Origin of the sequence: Sphingobacterium thalpophilum (assembly GCF_901482695.1) — a bacterium.
Taxonomy (GTDB): Bacteria; Bacteroidota; Bacteroidia; order Sphingobacteriales; family Sphingobacteriaceae; genus Sphingobacterium; species Sphingobacterium thalpophilum.
The window spans coordinates 5,337,359-5,354,304 of record NZ_LR590484.1; the positions used below are offsets into that span (position 1 = coordinate 5,337,359).

At 43.3% G+C, this 16,946-nt stretch carries 13 protein-coding genes; 8 read left to right on the top strand and 5 right to left on the bottom strand.

Translation table 11 applies throughout. The annotated features are described in order from the left end of the window. Positions 1-3: 3 nt before the first annotated feature. Positions 4-2,193, bottom strand: coding sequence for a DNA helicase RecQ (recQ, locus tag FGL37_RS22635; protein ID WP_028068220.1), 2,190 nt, complete (start codon positions 2,191-2,193; stop codon positions 4-6). A 100-nt stretch (positions 2,194-2,293) separates the two neighbouring features. Here recQ and FGL37_RS22640 point away from each other — a divergent pair, with 100 nt between their 5' ends. The 4 genes from FGL37_RS22640 to FGL37_RS22655 all read left to right on the top strand — a co-directional run bounded on the left by FGL37_RS22640 (position 2,294) and on the right by FGL37_RS22655 (position 5,460). Further along, positions 2,294-3,259, top strand: a complete 966-nt coding sequence (locus tag FGL37_RS22640) for a KpsF/GutQ family sugar-phosphate isomerase (RefSeq protein WP_028068221.1) — start codon at positions 2,294-2,296, stop codon at positions 3,257-3,259. Positions 3,260-3,358: 99 nt separating this feature from the next. Continuing rightward, positions 3,359-3,733: a DUF1573 domain-containing protein gene (locus FGL37_RS22645; RefSeq protein WP_028068222.1), complete on the top strand. Its 375-nt coding sequence runs from the start codon at positions 3,359-3,361 to the stop codon at positions 3,731-3,733. A 99-nt stretch (positions 3,734-3,832) separates the two neighbouring features. After that, positions 3,833-5,032 carry a pyridoxal phosphate-dependent aminotransferase gene (locus FGL37_RS22650; protein ID WP_028068223.1) on the top strand — a complete coding sequence of 400 codons (1,200 nt, stop codon included), beginning with the start codon at positions 3,833-3,835 and terminating at the stop codon, positions 5,030-5,032. Positions 5,033-5,166: 134 nt separating this feature from the next. After that, the gene (locus tag FGL37_RS22655) at positions 5,167-5,460 is read left to right on the top strand and encodes a hypothetical protein (RefSeq protein ID WP_028068224.1); all 294 of its coding nucleotides are present in this window, start codon (positions 5,167-5,169) and stop codon (positions 5,458-5,460) included. 68 nt (positions 5,461-5,528) lie between these two features. Here FGL37_RS22655 and cmk read toward each other — a convergent pair whose 3' ends face one another. Genes cmk through topA form a run of 3 tightly spaced genes read right to left on the bottom strand, consistent with a single transcriptional unit; the run spans position 5,529 to position 9,043 of the window. Next, positions 5,529-6,227 carry a (d)CMP kinase gene (gene cmk / locus FGL37_RS22660; RefSeq protein WP_028068225.1) on the bottom strand — a complete coding sequence of 233 codons (699 nt, stop codon included), beginning with the start codon at positions 6,225-6,227 and terminating at the stop codon, positions 5,529-5,531. After that, on the bottom strand, positions 6,227-6,640 hold the full coding sequence (locus FGL37_RS22665; RefSeq protein WP_028068226.1) for a hypothetical protein: 414 nt from the start codon (positions 6,638-6,640) through the stop codon (positions 6,227-6,229). Before FGL37_RS22665 ends, cmk begins: the two co-directional genes overlap by 1 nt. 3 nt (positions 6,641-6,643) lie before the next feature. Continuing rightward, positions 6,644-9,043, bottom strand: coding sequence for a type I DNA topoisomerase (gene topA / locus FGL37_RS22670; RefSeq protein ID WP_028068227.1), 2,400 nt, complete (start codon positions 9,041-9,043; stop codon positions 6,644-6,646). A 323-nt stretch (positions 9,044-9,366) separates the two neighbouring features. On the opposite strand from topA, the gene FGL37_RS22675 reads away from it, so the two are divergent. Beyond that, positions 9,367-10,278 (top strand): glycerophosphodiester phosphodiesterase family protein, encoded by a 912-nt coding sequence (locus tag FGL37_RS22675; RefSeq protein ID WP_028068228.1) that lies wholly within the window; start codon positions 9,367-9,369, stop codon positions 10,276-10,278. A gap of 55 nt (positions 10,279-10,333) precedes the next feature. Here the strand turns inward: FGL37_RS22675 and FGL37_RS22680 are convergent, their stop codons facing one another. After that, on the bottom strand, positions 10,334-11,149 hold the full coding sequence (locus FGL37_RS22680) for a patatin-like phospholipase family protein (protein WP_028068229.1): 816 nt from the start codon (positions 11,147-11,149) through the stop codon (positions 10,334-10,336). 111 nt (positions 11,150-11,260) lie between these two features. On the opposite strand from FGL37_RS22680, the gene FGL37_RS22685 reads away from it, so the two are divergent. From FGL37_RS22685 to ppk2, 3 genes are all read left to right on the top strand, one after another. Further along, entirely contained in the window at positions 11,261-11,965 is a 705-nt protein-coding gene (locus FGL37_RS22685) for a DsbA family oxidoreductase (RefSeq protein ID WP_028068230.1), read from the top strand. 70 nt (positions 11,966-12,035) lie between these two features. Then, positions 12,036-15,578, top strand: coding sequence for a chromosome segregation protein SMC (gene smc / locus FGL37_RS22690; protein WP_028068231.1), 3,543 nt, complete (start codon positions 12,036-12,038; stop codon positions 15,576-15,578). 469 nt (positions 15,579-16,047) lie between these two features. Beyond that, positions 16,048-16,857, top strand: a complete 810-nt coding sequence (ppk2, locus tag FGL37_RS22695) for a polyphosphate kinase 2 (RefSeq protein ID WP_037532064.1) — start codon at positions 16,048-16,050, stop codon at positions 16,855-16,857. Positions 16,858-16,946: the final 89 nt, after the last annotated feature.

Here is a 16,946-nt window from a genome sequence, read left to right on the forward strand (position 1 = left end):
AATTTAGTTGCCCAGTTCGGATAAAAATTTGATACGCATCAGCTGGAGATCTTCATAAGTATAGTCGTCGCCCCCAAGCTCTTTAAGTGCATCGTTGATTGAGTCGGTCTCAGCAGTCTTAAAATAATCATAAACTTCATCCTGCCGATCTTCATCAATAATCTCATCAATAAAATAGTTGATATTGATTTTCGTACCCGCATTCACGATGGTTTCAATCTCCTTCAGAATTTCTTCATAAGTGATTCCCTTGGCCGCAGCGATATCATCCAACGCGATTTTGCGGTCTATATTTTGAATAATCGCAACTTTCAGTGCGGATTTATTCGCTGTACTTTTGATGACAAGATCCACAGGCCGGTCGATTTCATTTTCCTCGACGTAATCTTTGATCAAAGCGATAAATGGCGCACCGAATTTGATGGCCTTACCATTTCCCACGCCCTGGATCTGTTTTAGTTCATCGATACTGACCGGATAATGTATACACATTTCCTCCAAAGAAGGATCCTGAAAAATAACAAACGGGGGCAAAGACTTACTTTTTGCAATTTTCTTGCGCAGATCCTTCAGCATTCCCAATAATGTAGAGTCCAGCGCTCCCGTTCCGGGCCCAGACTCCTCGCTATTATGCTGCTCTCCTCCGTCAATCGGACGGTTTAACACAAACTTCAACGCATAAGGATTATCCAAGTACCGACGGCCGATATCTGTCAGCTTCAATAGACCGTAGTGGTCAATATCTTTTTCGATAAAATTGTCCAAAACCGCCTGGCGCAGCAACGACTTCCAATATAACGAGCCTTTATCTTTACCAGAGCCGAATAAACGGTGTTCATCATGTTTATATGAAGATACCGGCTGGTTATTCTGACCGACCATAACGTTAATGACATGATGGTCATCAAATTTTTCTCCCTGCTCCTTGATAAAGCCCAGAACATCCTTTAAGGACTCCTCCGCGTCAAAATACTCTTTCTCCGAACGGCAGTTATCACACATATTATTGCAGCCCTGCTCATCAAAATTTTCACCGAAATAGTGAAGAATCTGTTTTCGGCGGCAGACTGCAGATTCGGAATAATCGATGACTTCTTTTAGTATCTGTGTCCCGATCTCGCGTTCGGCTACAGGCTTGTCCTTCATAAACTTCGTGAGCTTTTCCACGTCCTTTTCCGAATAGAACGCCAGACAATGCCCTTCACCCCCGTCGCGCCCAGCCCGACCCGTTTCCTGGTAATATCCTTCCATGGATTTGGGGATATCGTGATGGATGACATAGCGGACATCCGGTTTATCAATACCCATACCGAAAGCAATCGTCGCCACAATCACTTCCACATCTTCCATCAGGAATTTGTCCTGAGTCTCCGCCCTGGTTTTGGCGTCAAGCCCTGCATGGTAAGGTAAAGCTTTTATACCATTTAGGTTGAGTACTTCGCTAATTTCTTCTACTTTTTTGCGGCTCAGGCAATATACGATCCCCGTCTTGCCCGTCTTTGATTTAATAAACCGCACAATCTCCTTGACCACATCCTTTTTCGGACGCACCTCATAGTATAAATTGCTCCGGTTAAAAGACGATTTAAACAGTACAGCATCGTTCATCTGCAAATTTTTACGGATGTCTGACTGTACTTTGGGGGTGGCCGTCGCCGTCAATGCGATAATGGGAATATTCTGTCCAACCTCATTGATCACCTGCCGTATCTTACGGTATTCGGGTCTAAAATCATGGCCCCATTCTGAAATACAATGCGCTTCATCCACCGCTACAAAAGACACTGTGATCTGATGCAAAAACTCCAGATTATCCTGCTTCGCCAGGGACTCGGGAGCAACATAGAGCAACTTGGTCTTTCCAGCCAGCACATCGTCCTTAACACGTGTAATTTCGCTCTTATTCAATGAAGAGTTCAAAAAATGAGCGATACTATCTTCGCCACCGAATGCACGAAGCTGATCCACCTGGTTTTTCATTAAAGCAATCAGCGGAGAAATGACAATTGCTGTTCCCTCACTCATGAGTGCAGGCAACTGATAACAAATTGATTTTCCACCTCCTGTGGGCATGATTACAAACGTATCTTTCTTCTGAAGAATACTGGTTATTATAGCCTCTTGATCTCCTTTAAAAGTATCAAAACCAAAAAAATCCTGTAAATTGTCGAAAAGTGATTTTTCTATTTCCATTGCGCCTTGGGCAAAAATAAGATAGATAATGAAGAAATAATCCTGAAAAATAATCTATTTTTGCAATCTATTCTAATATATAAAAGTAAGAGTATTTTTTGTGAAAAACAACTACGAAATAAAAAATATAGCTGTTCAGGCTATCCAGGAAGAGGCTAAGGCAGTAGCTGCTCTGACCCAATATATTGATGATGATTTTGTTACCATAGTCAACAGTATCCTCCAGCTCCGGGGACGCGTTGTCGTAACCGGAATAGGAAAAAGCGCTATTATCGCGCAGAAAATTGTCGCGACACTCAATTCTACCGGAACGCCATCGATCTTTATGCATGCCGCAGATGCGATCCATGGCGACCTGGGCATTATACAGCAGAATGATCTCATTATTGCGATATCAAAAAGTGGCAACACTCCTGAAATCAAAGTGCTTGTCCCCTTTTTGAAACAGACCAAAAATGTGCTGATTGCAATGGTCGGAAACACCGGGTCATTCCTAGCGAAAAATGCGGACTATGTACTGAATACGACCGTCGAAAAAGAAGCCTGCCCCAACAATCTTGCGCCAACTTCAAGCACCACGGCTCAGCTGGCCATGGGCGATGCGCTGGCAGTAGCCTTACAGGAATGCCGTGATTTTACGGACAGAGACTTTGCAAAATACCATCCGGGCGGCGCACTGGGTAAAAAACTATATCTTAGAGTCGGCGACCTCTCCGATCAAAACGGCAAACCTAGCGTGCAGATGGAAGCCAGCGTCAGGGATATCATCATTACCATCACACACTTCCGGCTCGGTGCAGTGGCCGTCTTAGCGGGCGAACAGATTCAGGGCATCATCACCGACGGCGACATCCGCCGCATGCTCGAAAAGCATACGGATCTGGCCAGTATCACGGCGGCTGACATTATGGGACGGTCCCCGAAAATTATTGACAAGAAAGAACTCGCAGCAAATGCCCTTCACATTATGCGGGAAAACAATATTACGCAACTCCTGGTCTCAGACCATGGTCAGTATGACGGTGTCATCCATATTCAGGATCTGCTCAAGGAAGGCATAATCTAAGTGTAATAAAGTTGTTAGGTATAGTATAAATTGATTAGAAACATTACATTTGGCATATCTGTTGTACTATTTTTAATTAGAAAGTAAAATCTTAGAAACATGAAAAAGTATATCGCAATATTAGCAGTCATCATTTCCTTTATCGGTTTCACCTCGATGCAGGCAGGCCAAGGGGAATTCAAGTTTGAGAAAGAAACACATGATTTCGGCAAAATCCCCGCCGGGACTCCTGTATCCTATAATTTTAAATTTACGAATACGGGCAGTGAGCCCATTATCATTTCGAATGTAGTGCCCACATGTGGCTGTTCAGTTGCCGAATTTACCAAAACCCCGATCAAACCGGGAGATACGGGTATCATCAAAGTAACATATAATGCTGCGGCCAAGGCACCCTTCACAAAGAGTTTTACCGTGCAGTCCAATACCAAAACGCCAGTAAAAACATTATACATTAAAGGTATTGTTGAATAAGACAATCCCTATGGGAAAAACGAAAAAAGCCACATCACGATGTGGCTTTTTTCGTTTAATTTTGGTTAGCTTTGCACCAACTAATTTAAAAAAACTATAATGCCAGTAATATCAGAAAAAGGGCTTAATATGCCTGCATCACCGATCAGAAAGCTGACACCTTATGCTGATCAAGCAAAAAGAGACGGCAAGAAGATCTATCATCTCAATATCGGACAACCGGATATTCAAACACCTGAAATTATGCTAAATGCTTTGAAGAATATTGATTTCAAAGTATGGGCGTATACAGCTTCTGAAGGAACAGCGTCCTATCGAAAAAAATTAGCAGAATATTACAACAAGCTTCATTACAATATCGAACCAACAGATATCCTGGTGACCAACGGTGGCTCAGAAGCGATAACCATCACTATGCAGGCTTGCCTCAACGAAGGCGAGGAAGTCATTATTCCTGAGCCTTTTTACGCAAATTATAACGGCTTTGCCTGCTCCTCCGACATTGTCATCAAACCGATCATGTCTTACATTGAAAATGGTTTCGCGTTGCCTTCTATCGCTGAATTCGAAAAGGTCATTACAGAAAAAACCAAAGCAATATGCATCTGTAACCCCAACAATCCGACAGGCTACCTATACTCGAGAGAAGAACTCGAGGCTCTACGGGAACTTTGTTTGAAATATGATCTTTATTTATTCTCAGATGAGGCTTACCGTGAGTTCTGTTACGATGGAAGGGAATTTATTTCACCAATGCATCTCGAAGGCCTTGAAAACAATGTTGTCATATTTGACACGGTATCAAAGCGCTATTCAGCATGTGGTGCGCGGATTGGATGTTTGATCACGAAAAATAAGGAACTCTATCAAACGGCGCTGAAATTTGCGCAGGCTCGTTTAAGTCCCTCGCTGGAAGGTCAGATCGCCGGAGAGGCAGCTGTAGACACACCTGACAGCTATTTTGAAGCGGTCTCCAGTGAATACACTGCCAGACGAAATACACTCGTAAATGGACTGAATGCCATAGATGGAGTATATTCCCCGAATCCGGGTGGCGCATTTTATGTTGTCGCAAAGCTTCCTATCGACGATGCGGACAAATTCTGCCAATGGATGCTGGAGGAGTTTTCATATGACAATGAAACCGTCATGATGGCTCCAGCTACCGGTTTTTACAGTACTGCTGGTGCAGGACGCAATGAGGTACGTCTAGCCTATGTGCTTAATCAAGATGATCTGAAAAAGGCGCTGGTCTGTCTTGAAAAAGGGTTGAAAGCCTATCCGGGAAGGACAAATTAGTGTCTTCCCCACCAGAGGTCGTTTTCCGTTTGCAGTGACAAGTCAGTGCACTATCAGCAACAAGATTTCAAAAAAACAAAACAAATTTTGAAAGCACCTTGTTCTTAACTATAGTGTAACTAAAGATATTGCATATGGATAAATTGAAGAAATTCCAATTGATGGAAAAAATAGCTAGAGAATTAGAAGATGTCAGAAACAGCCAGCAAGCTGTATTGGAAAAAATAGGCAAGATCGAAGTGGATAACATCGAGCTGGGTGATAAGAATATCGAAAAGACAATTCCTGACATCTATCAGCGTACAGCTGATAATTCGGACGCTATCAAAGCGCTTCTGGAGTCTTTTCAGGAACAGACGGCCGAATTCGGTGAGAAAAATAACGTTGGTAAATTGCTCGAACAGCAACAGATCAACAGCATAAAGTAGCGTCAATCTACTAAAAAAAACGAAGAAGGCCGGTGTTGAACCGGCCTTCTTTTATTTTTTTAAAGAGCTCAGTCCTGCGCTGCACGCAGGGCTTTTACCTTCACATATTCCTGTTCGACAAATTGTAGTTGCTGCTGGGGAGTCATATTCGAGTTGTCCAAAACAATCGCATCTTCTGCCTGACGCAAAGGGCTTTCCGCCCGTGTGCTGTCAATATGGTCGCGGTTGGCCAGGTTCTCCACTACTTCATCCAAAGTGACGTCCTCGCCTTTTTCTGTTAACTCCAAGTATCGTCTCGCAGCCCTGACTTTTGGATCGGCTGTCATAAAAATCTTCAGATCGGCATCCGGAAAGACAGTTGTGCCGATGTCGCGGCCATCCATGATGATATTTCTCCGGCTGCCAAGTTTTTGTTGCTGAGCCACCATGGCCTTGCGTACAGCTTTGAGAGCACTTACCTCACTCACTTTATCCGAAATATACATCTGCCTAATCTCTTCAGAGACATCTTCGTCATTGAGATGAATCTCGGTCCGGACAGCATTGGGTACAAAGTCGATATGTATATTCTGGAGTGCGCTTTCGACAGCTTCTTGATTATTCAGCTCAATGTTGTGTCTTAGAAAATACAGTGTAACTGCCCGATACATCGCTCCGCTGTCAATAAAAGCAAATTTCAGTTTTTTGGCCAGGGCCTTCGCCAGCGTACTCTTTCCACAGGAGGAAAAACCATCTATGGCAATGATGAAGTTATGACGTGTGCCCATTATTCGTTTCCTCCTATAATGACACCCGGTTTGTTCACCAAAGGCACTTTCGTCAGATTACCTTCAACAATACTCTCCGGCAAAAAGATATATTTCTTATCGTAAATGATGTTATCGATATAAAAACTCACCCAATATTCATTTGTCAGACCAAATACCTGTTCATCAATCGCTTCCACCCGGTCAAAAGATTTAGCCTCAATATTGCCGATAAAATGTCTCAGCGTGGTGGTGGTGACTTGCCGCCCATCCTTATCGCCATAACCTTTGGAACTGATTAGCACATTCTGTATAGCGACATTCTTGTCGTTGATGACGTATACGGTCCAGTTCTTCGTCTCTGCTGTCTCTCCTTCTAGAACGACAGCGATCAGGATATCCTTAACAATATTCTCCGGCAGATCTGCTTTCATGCTTTATTTAGACTTTGTTGTTTTTTTAACTGGAGCTTTTTTGGTCGCCGCTTTTTTCGCAACCGTTTTTTTCTCCGCGGCTTTTGTCTTAGTTGCCTTACCCTTAGGCGCATCCTGCTCAGCCCACTTTAGCACATCTTCGTATGTGATCTTTTCTACTTCGGTACCCTTAGGGATTTTCAGATTCTGCTTACCAAAACGGATAAATGGTCCCCAACGCCCTTGCTCAATCTGCGCTTCGGGGTTTTCATCAAACACACGGATGACTTTCTCGATGTCTTTCTGGCGCTTGTCTTTGATGATCTGTATGGCTTCTTCTTCCGTGACGTCCAAAGGCTCTACCCCTTTCGGCAAGGAGTAGAAAGCAGAATTATGGCGGATATAGGGTCCAAACCGTCCAACTGCCACCGTCATCTCCTTATCCTCGAACATACCTACTTTCTTGGGAAGCTTAAACAGTTCCATAGCGTCTTCAAAGGTAATCGTCTCAATCATCTGTCCCTTCCGTAAGGAAGCAAAGCGCGGCTTTTCTTCGTCGTCTGCCGAACCGATCTGCACCAATGGTCCAAATTTACCAATACGAACCGAGACCGGTTTCCCAGAAACTGGATCAATCCCAAGCTCACGTTCATTATTTGCGCGGTCGGCATTTTCCAATGTATCTTCGACCTCAGAATGGAACGGACCATAAAAATCGTGCAGCATCTTTGTCCATTCGGTCAGGCCATGTGCAATGTCGTCAAACTCCTTCTCTACGTTGGCGGTAAAGTGGAAATCAACAATTCCGTTAAAGTGTTCTACCAGAAAATCGTTTACAACAACACCAATGTCCGTTGGAAACATTTTGCCTTTTTCGGCACCCGTTATTTCCGTCCAGGTTACGGCTTTTACTTCTGCATTTTCTAAAGTGAGAACGCGGTACTCGCGTTGCTTCCCTTCGCGCTCTTCCTTAACCACATACCCTCTGTTTTGAATCGTCGAAATCGTAGGCGCGTAGGTAGAAGGCCGTCCAATCCCCAGTTCCTCTAGTTTTTTCACTAACGAGGCTTCTGTATAACGTGCTGGCGGTCTTGTAAATCGCTCCGTGGCCGACATACTTTTTAATGTCAGCTGCTGGCCTACAACCAGCGGTGGCAGGATAGCATTATCGCTATCTTCGTCCACAGCATTCTCCTGATCATCGTCCACAGATTCCATATAGACTTTTAGGAAACCGTCGAATTTCATTACCTCACCAGCAGCATTTAAATCCTCCGCGCGCGTTGAAATCGAAATTTTAGCCAATGTGCGTTCAAATTCCGCTTCACTCATCTGCGAAGCAATAGCCCGCTTCCAGATCAGTTCATAAAGACGCTTTTCAGACGAATCACCTTCAATAGTGTGCGCAGAAAAATAAGTCGGGCGAATGGCCTCGTGTGCCTCCTGGGCTCCCGATGTCTTTGTTTTATATCGTCTTACTTTATGATATTGATTACCATAAGCAGATTTAATTTCTTTCTCAGCAGCTTCAATAGCTGTATCACTCAAATTGACCGAGTCGGTACGCATATAGGTAATACGTCCCGATTCATATAAGCGCTGTGCTACCTGCATGGTGCGGGCAACTGAAAAGCCTAGTTTTCTGCTGGCTTCCTGCTGCAATGTCGAGGTCGTAAATGGCGCCGCAGGCGAACGTTTCGACGGCTTGGTCTCCAGATTTTTAACAGAGAATAAAGCAGCCTTACAATCTTCCAGAAATTGCGTCGCTTCGGCTTCCGTGGCAAAGCGTTGCGGCAACTCCGCCTTGAAACTGTCCTTAATTTTTCCGGTATGAAAAAACGCAACAATCTTAAAAGCCGCTTCCGGCTCAAATTTATTGATTTCACGCTCGCGGTCAACAATCAACCTCACCGCAACTGACTGCACGCGGCCGGCAGACAAGGAAGGTTTTACTTTTTTCCATAAAACAGGCGACAGCTCAAATCCCACCAGACGGTCCAATACCCGACGCGCCTGTTGCGCATTGACAAGATTATAATCTATTTTACGTGGATTCTCAATCGCCCTGAGGATAGCAGGCTTTGTAATCTCATGAAAAACAATACGCTTGGTGCTCTCCTCCTTCAGACCCAAGGTCTCAAATAAATGCCATGAAATAGCCTCTCCCTCCCGGTCTTCATCGGATGCAAGCCAAACGGTCTCCGCTGCCTTCGCCAATTTCTTCAATTCGCTTACCACAGCTTTTTTGTCTGACGGAACTTCATACTTCTGCTCGAAGTTCTTTGCTGTATTAATCGCATCATCGGTTTTCACCAGGTCACGTATGTGACCGTAACTTGATTTCACCAAAAAATCCTTGCCTAAATATCCTTCTATCGTTTTTGCTTTCGCCGGAGACTCAACTATCAATAAATTTTTCGCCATTTAATTTGAGATTTGTGCAAATAAAGGGAATTCTAAAAGGAATGACAATAATTTCTTTCAAAAAAGACAAAAAAAATAGATTTTGTCCGACCTCAACTGACTCTGGCAGCTCACCCCGGCAACATATGCGTTACCTTCCATAGCCTTTATACTGGATCTGGGCAGCCAACGATGAATACGTTGCCAATGAAATTGGGGATACAGCCGGGATTATGAAATGTGTAAAATCACATTTCTGGAGTCTTATTGTAAATTAGGATACGTATATTCGCTTTTTTGCTGGGGACGAATGAGAATCCCCTGTATGATTTAAATGTATACGGATGAAAAGAAGTCTTTTGAAAGCAGCCTTCTGGGCCTTATTATTACCAATAGCATCTTGCTCAGTTATGAAAAATTCAGCATCAACGACCGGTGGTTTCCCGAAATTAAGCTTAGAAGCCCACCGCGGAGGGCGCGGCCTATATCCCGAAGAATCCGTTGCGGCGATGAAAAATGCAATCGATATCCCTAAGGTAACGACATTGGAAATGGATTGCCACATTACCAAAGACCGAAAGGTAGTAGTTTTTCATGACGATTATCTTAACCCCAAATTTGTACTGAAGCCTGATGGCAGTGAAATTCCGGAAAAAGATAAGTCACTGAAAATATACAACTTGCTATACAAAGATCTCATAAAATATGATATCGGATCGAAGTTTTATCAGGAATTTCCCGAACAGAAAAAACAGGTTACGCGGATTGCCAAACTCGCCGATCTGATCGACAGTACGGAAGCCTACGCTGCGTTAAAAAGAAAAGATCCCATGTTTTATAATATTGAAGTCAAAAGCAAGGAAGGTAAAGATGGCATCTACCACCCACGCGTAGAAGAGTTTGTGGACCTGATAATACAAGTGATCACCGAGAAGAAAATTGCTCCACGGACTGTGATACAGTCATTCGATATCCGTGCCGTTCAATATTTACATAAAGCTTACCCTCAGATTAAAGTATCGTTCCTGATCGATGCAAATTATACAAAGAGTCCTCAGGAGACTATCGAAGCACTGGGTTTTACGCCATTCATTATTAGCCCGCATCAGAAGCTGGTCACGGCCGAATTTGTCAAACAGTATCATAAAGCGAATATCAGGGTAATCCCGTGGACGGTCAACAGCAAGGCTGAAATCGACAAATTAAAAGCCCTAAAAGTTGACGGAATCATCAGCGATTATCCCAATCTATTTTAGGCGCTCCCCACCACAGAACTGATCCTATCATCCCGCAGTATAAGCGTTTAGACCACTAATTTATGCTGCGGGACTTCTTTAGTGCATTTTCCATATATTCTCGTCCCTTCTGCACCAAAAATGCCGCACGGTGGTAATCCCAAAGATTGCAGATATTATAGGGTATATTGACTACGACATCGGGACGGTACAAATCAATTATCATCCGGCTCATCTTTCTTCGCATCACATAATAGGATGCCTGCAGGATATCTAGTGAATTCGAGTTTTTCGTGTCCAGCTTTTTGATCAGCGAATATTGTTTATCGGGTTTAGACTCCAGATTGACCGCAATTATTAAATTGTCTTTTTTACTGACGTGGTTGATGGGCAGCGGATTAAGTACACCACCGTCCACATAAACATGTGTTTCATCTTCAACCGCTGTGAAAACAGCTGGTATCGCAATGGAAGCACGGATCGCATCATACATGCTGCCAAAATCCAGGACAACATCCTTTTCGTAGTTTAGGTCAGTGGCGATAGCTTTAAACAGTATGGGAAAGGTTTCGATATTCGCATCAGGGATTACTGACTTCAGCGCATTAAACACCTTGATGCCTTTCATCATTCCGAGACCGCGCCAGCTGAAATCCATCATATTGAAAACAGATTTCTTGGTGAGGTTGAGCATCCATTCTTCCAGGACATCCATTTTCCCCTGTGCATAAATACCACCGACCAAAGCGCCTATAGAGCAACCCACGACCTCATCGATCTCAAATCCCTGTTCTTCAAGCTTCCGGATGACACCGATATGAACCAATCCTCTTGCACCACCGCCACCCAGGACGAGTGTGACCTTACGGTTTAAAAAATCTGTATCTGGCATATACTTAACTCTGCATGATAAATGATGTTGACATCGACAGTACAATGTATTCCGATAATCATCGTTATTATATGTATTTTTGATTACAATATACGGAGTAAAATAAGAAATATGAAAATAGAAATCTGGTCGGACATCATTTGTCCTTTTTGTTATATAGGCCTGACCAAACTGGAGATGGCTTTACAGGAATCCGAAAATCAAGTTCCAGCTGAAATTAGCTGGAAATCGTATCAGCTTAACCCTGATTTTCCTGCTGATGCGCCCGGAATGCCCACGTACGACTATCTTATCCGAAGCAAAGGCATGAGTATGGATGATGTCGTCGCCATGACGGCTCAGTTAAGCGCACAGGGTAAAGAGCTGGGTATCGAACTGAACTTTGACAGAGCCATCGTCGTAAACACCAGAAAAGCGCATCGGCTGCTTCATTTTGCACAAATACAGGGCAAGGCAACTGCTTTAAAAAAGGCATTGTTTAAAGCTCATTTTACAGATGGTCTGGATGTTAACGATTCTGCGGTACTGCTTGAACTCGCTCGTGCACAAGAGCTGCAGGTTGAAGCCATCAAAACCCTGCTGGATACAATAGCATACGATTACGAGGTCACTCAGGATATTCAGGAAGGTGTGAATCTGGGGCTTCGTGGTGTTCCATTTTTTGTTTTTGACCGAAAATATGCCATTCCGGGAGCGCAGCCATTGGAGGTCTTCCACAACACGATCAAAGACTGCCAGGCGGCCGCAGCCCTGCCCCTTCAACAGCGCGGCGAAACAGGTGCTTCCTGCGACCCAGAATCCGGAAAATGTGAATAAAGAAAGAAAAAAGTTTTAGTTTAATTTACTATTTTCGCAAGCTTATAAACGACAAACAAATTTGGTATAAATGCAATTAACCAAACTAGAAATAAAAGGATTTAAAAGTTTCGGAGACAAGATCACGATCAACTTTAACGACGGTGTCACCGCAATCGTGGGACCAAATGGATGTGGAAAATCCAATGTAGTTGATGCTATCCGTTGGGTATTGGGCGAACAGAGTACCAAGATGCTACGCTCCGACAAGATGGAAAATATTATTTTCAACGGGACAAAAAACCGCAAACCAGCCAACCTCGCTGAAGTGTCTCTGACTTTCAATAATAACAATAATATTCTGCCTACAGAATTCACGACAGTTACGGTCACCCGTAAATTATTTCGAAACGGAGACAGCGAATACCGTCTAAACGATGTAAAATGTCGTCTAAAAGATATCACTGACCTATTTTTGGATACCGGAGTTGGCGCCGACAGCTATTCCATTATCGAATTGAAAATGATTGATGAAATCATCAACAATAAAGATAATTCCCGCAGAAACCTGTTTGAAGAAGCTTCAGGAATCTCAAAGTATAAAGTGCGTAAAAAGCAGACGTTGGCCAAATTAAGAGATACCGAAGCAGATCTCAGCCGGGTGGATGACCTGCTGCTTGAAATCACAAAAAATCTTAAATCGCTCGAAAACCAAGCTAAAAAAGCTGAAAAATATACGCAGCTTAAGGAAGAATATAAACAGAGTAGTATCGATCTTGCTTATTATCGAATTGCTGATTTTTCGGCCGAACTCGAGCGGCTACAGACCCAGGAGTCTAAAGTACAACAGGATGCCAATGCGGCACAGCAAGCAATTCTCCAAGCCGAAGCTGACTTGCAGGCCCTGCGACAGTCTAATCTAGAGCAGGAAAAAAACCTCTCGGTTCAACAAAAAGCGACACAGGAATTTGTTAACAAGATCCGTGGCTATGAGTCTGAGAAAAAAATCAAAAATGAAAAGGTTAAAAACCTTCAGGATAAAGAAAACCGCCTAAACCTGGATATCAATAGCGATAAGCAACAGCTCAATCATGTGCTTTATACCATCAAACGTTTGAATGAGGAGCTATTTGACGAACAGCATAAATTGGAGTCTCTAAAAGATAACCTGGAGACAAATAAATCTGAAGTAGATGCCCTACGCGGTCAGCAACAGTCCGCCAAAGGGAAACTCGATATCTTCAACAGGAGCAACGCTGAGTTACAGGCCCGTATATACAAGCTGGAAAAAGATCTGGCCGTCTTCAACATACAAAAAGAGGCATTGCTCCAGGAGGCAATCCGCAATACTGTAGATACCGAAGCCAAAGAAATAGAACTGCAGCAGTTCAATCATGCTGTAGCCGAACTTGAAGGCCGTGTCGAGGCACAACAGATTCAGTTTGAGACGGCCAACCAGCTGGAACAGGAATTACAGACACAGATCGGACAAATTCAGGCCAACCTGGAGGAATTAAAAGCACAATTAGCCAAAGCTCTTCGTCTGGTAGATGCCAAGCAAAATGAGTATAATCTCACGAAATCCCTGATCGACAACCTGGAAGGATTTCCCGATTCTATTCGTTTTCTAAAAAAGAATGCCGGATGGAAAAAACAACCGCCACTTTTCTCTGATGTCCTATTCTGTCAGGAAGATTATCGGGTAGCGATTGAAAACTACCTCGAGCCGGTCATGAACCATTATGTGGTCGACACGCAGCAGGATGCTGTACAGGCTATCCAGCTCTTGGGCGATGCCGCAAAAGGCAGGGCCAGCTTTTTTGTTCTTGATGCCATTGATTCAGTCCTGAGCCCGAAGCGTCCACCAAACGACAATCTTATGTCTGCACTGGATGTGATTACTGTAGATGACAAATATAAAGCACTTTGCACACTGCTGCTCCAGCATGTGTATATTTTAAAGCATGACGATGAAAAAGAGCTCATGCAAAAATTGCCGACCGAAGGTCAGGTGATTTTGCAAAAAAATGGTCGTTATGCCAAACATCATTTAGGACTCTCCGGTGGATCAGTCGGGCTATTTGAAGGCAAGCGGATCGGCAGAGCGAAGAACCTGGAAGTCCTTGCCCAGGAAATCAACGACCTAAACAAGGAAATTGCGCGGCTCGAAGATAAGATTACTGCGGAGTCAGTACGGCTCGAGACCCTGCGGAGCAATTCGCAGAAAGAGCTTATCGATGAACTCCGTTTCCAACTGAACAGACTTAACAATGAGCTGATCACAGTAAAAACAAAACAGGAGCAATATCAGGCATTCATCAGTAATGCCCTAACCCGTAAAAAAGATATTCAGGAAAAAATCGAAGGCATAGAAGCCGACCTAAGGATCGCAGAGCCCGAATTGCAGGAACTGCGGCTGCAAAAGGAACAAAGTGTAGCTGAACTTGCAGAACTGCAGGACCAGTTTCATGAGATATCTGAGGTGTTAAACGAAAAGTCCACAACCTTCAATCAGGAAAACATCAGCTATCATCAACAGTTAAATAAGGTTTCCAATATAACCAAAGATCTCGAGTTTAGAGAGACCCAAAAAGACGACTACGAAGCCCGATTAGAACGTAATACCGTTGAATTGACGGAAGTTCAGGAAGCGTTGCGGACAACCATTCCTTTTGAAGATGAGGAGGACCAGGATCTCATCGCCATGTATGAACAAAAAATTGCCCTGGAGGATGCTCTTAAGGAACTCGAAGATGCCTATTATGGTGACAAACAAAGAATCAATAACCTAGAAGATTCGCTGACACAACAACGCCGTTCGAAAGAACAGAGCGATTTTCTTGTTGCTGAAATCAAAGATAAGAAAACAGCACTACAAATTGACCTGAACGCATTAAAGGAACGCCTTTCAGTGGAGTTCAATATTGAACTGAAAGACTTGATCGAACGTGAGGATATGCCCGAATTGACGGAAGATCAAACGACGCTGACCAGCAAATGTAACAAGCTTAAAAAACAGCTCGACGAATTTGGTACTATTAACTTAATGGCGAAAGAAGCCTTCGACGAGATGAACGAACGCTACGACTTTATTAACAAAGAGAAGGCAGATCTAATTGAAGCAAAAAGTTCGCTTATGGCAACAATAAAAGAAATCGATGATACTGCGCAGGTACAGTTTATGTTTACCTTCAACGCCGTACGGGACAATTTTGTCAAAGTGTTCCGCTCACTCTTCAACGAAGAAGATAGCTGCGACCTGATATTGACCGACCCTAATAATCCGCTCGATTCAGACATTGATATTATTGCCAGACCGAAAGGCAAACGCCCTTTATCCATCAATCAGCTTTCTGGAGGCGAAAAAACGCTTACCTCGACGGCATTGCTTTTCTCACTGTATCTTTCCAAGCCTGCCCCATTCTGTATATTTGACGAGGTAGATGCCCCACTGGACGACACCAATATTGATAAATTCAATAATATTATCCGTGATTTCTCAAAGAACTCTCAATTTATTGTGGTCTCCCACAATAAAAAGACCATCGCAAGTACGGATATTATCTATGGTGTCACTATGGTCGAACAGGGTGTCTCCCGCGTTGTCGCGGTAGATTTAAGGGAAGTCGCCTAGCAACGAATAACACATCTTAAGCCCGGTGATGAAGATCCCGGGCTTTTTTTTGCGCACTTAATATCCGTAGAAAATAAAAAGCCCAGAGTGGGGAACTCTGAGCTTTCGTTAGCCATATATTAACCTATTTTATGAAAAGTATTTGTAAGTAAAACGCCACTTTTCGAAGTTCATTATACGCGGCTTCACCCTTTAACATTTTTTAACATTTAATATAGATTTGCTTAACAACGACTGCCACCTATCCTATCACAAAAAAAGCCCGAAGCTGAGAACTCCGGGCTTACCTAACCAATTATTAACCTAAATTTATGAAAAGACTTATGATGAGCACACCTGCTGTATGCTTTATGTTACTAACGCATTCCGTTCACGCAATATTACAGGTTACGGTGAATTTTTATGCAATTTGACATTTTTTAACGTTTCGATGGGTAACTTTAGGAAACAAATTTAAACCCACAGGCATATGGCAGAATATGATTTAAAAGAACTTCAGAAAATTCGTGAGAATAAGGATGTGCTCGCTTACCTTGATGAACATGGGATCGTTGACATTGATAAATTCAATGACATTTATGATTACGAAAAGACTCTCTATGATCTACAGGTGGAGTTACTAAAGCTCCAGTATGATGTCATTGAAAAAGGCAAACGTGTCATTATCATCTTTGAAGGAAGAGATGCGGCGGGGAAAGGTGGAACAATCGGGCGCGTCACCGAGCATCTGAACCCCAAGAAAGTACGCGTTGTCGCCCTTCCCAAACCAACGGAAGAGGAAACTGGACAATGGTACTTCCAACGGTACATCAGACATTTTCCAAATGCAGGTGAGATCGTGATCTTCGACCGCAGCTACTATAACAGAGCTGTCGTCGAACCTGTGTTTGGTTTCTGTACCGACAAACAGCACCAGCTATTTATGGAGCAGGTTCCCGAATTTGAAAAGCAGTTAATTGATGACGGCATTATATTAATTAAAATCTTTTTGACGATCAGCAAAGAAGAGCAGGCCGAAAGACTTAAAGAACGACAGGAGGATGTGCTCAAACGCTGGAAAATCGGCAGTCTGGATCAACAAGCACAGGAGAAATGGGATGTATACAGCAGGTATATCGAAAATTTATTCAAAGTAACGGGGACGAAAAAATCTCCCTGGTTTGAAATCAGCAAAGACAACAAGAAGAAGGCGCGGTTAGCGGCATTCCGCGTGATCATAAATGCTATTGTTGGCAAAGAACAGCAGCAGCTGGACTCCTTTGTGGATAAACACAACTAGTACCTGCTTCAAGTTCATAAACCTTTTATTGAGTAAGGAAAATGCCTCCGATTGTGACAACAATCTGGAGGCATTCTCAACCTACCAGC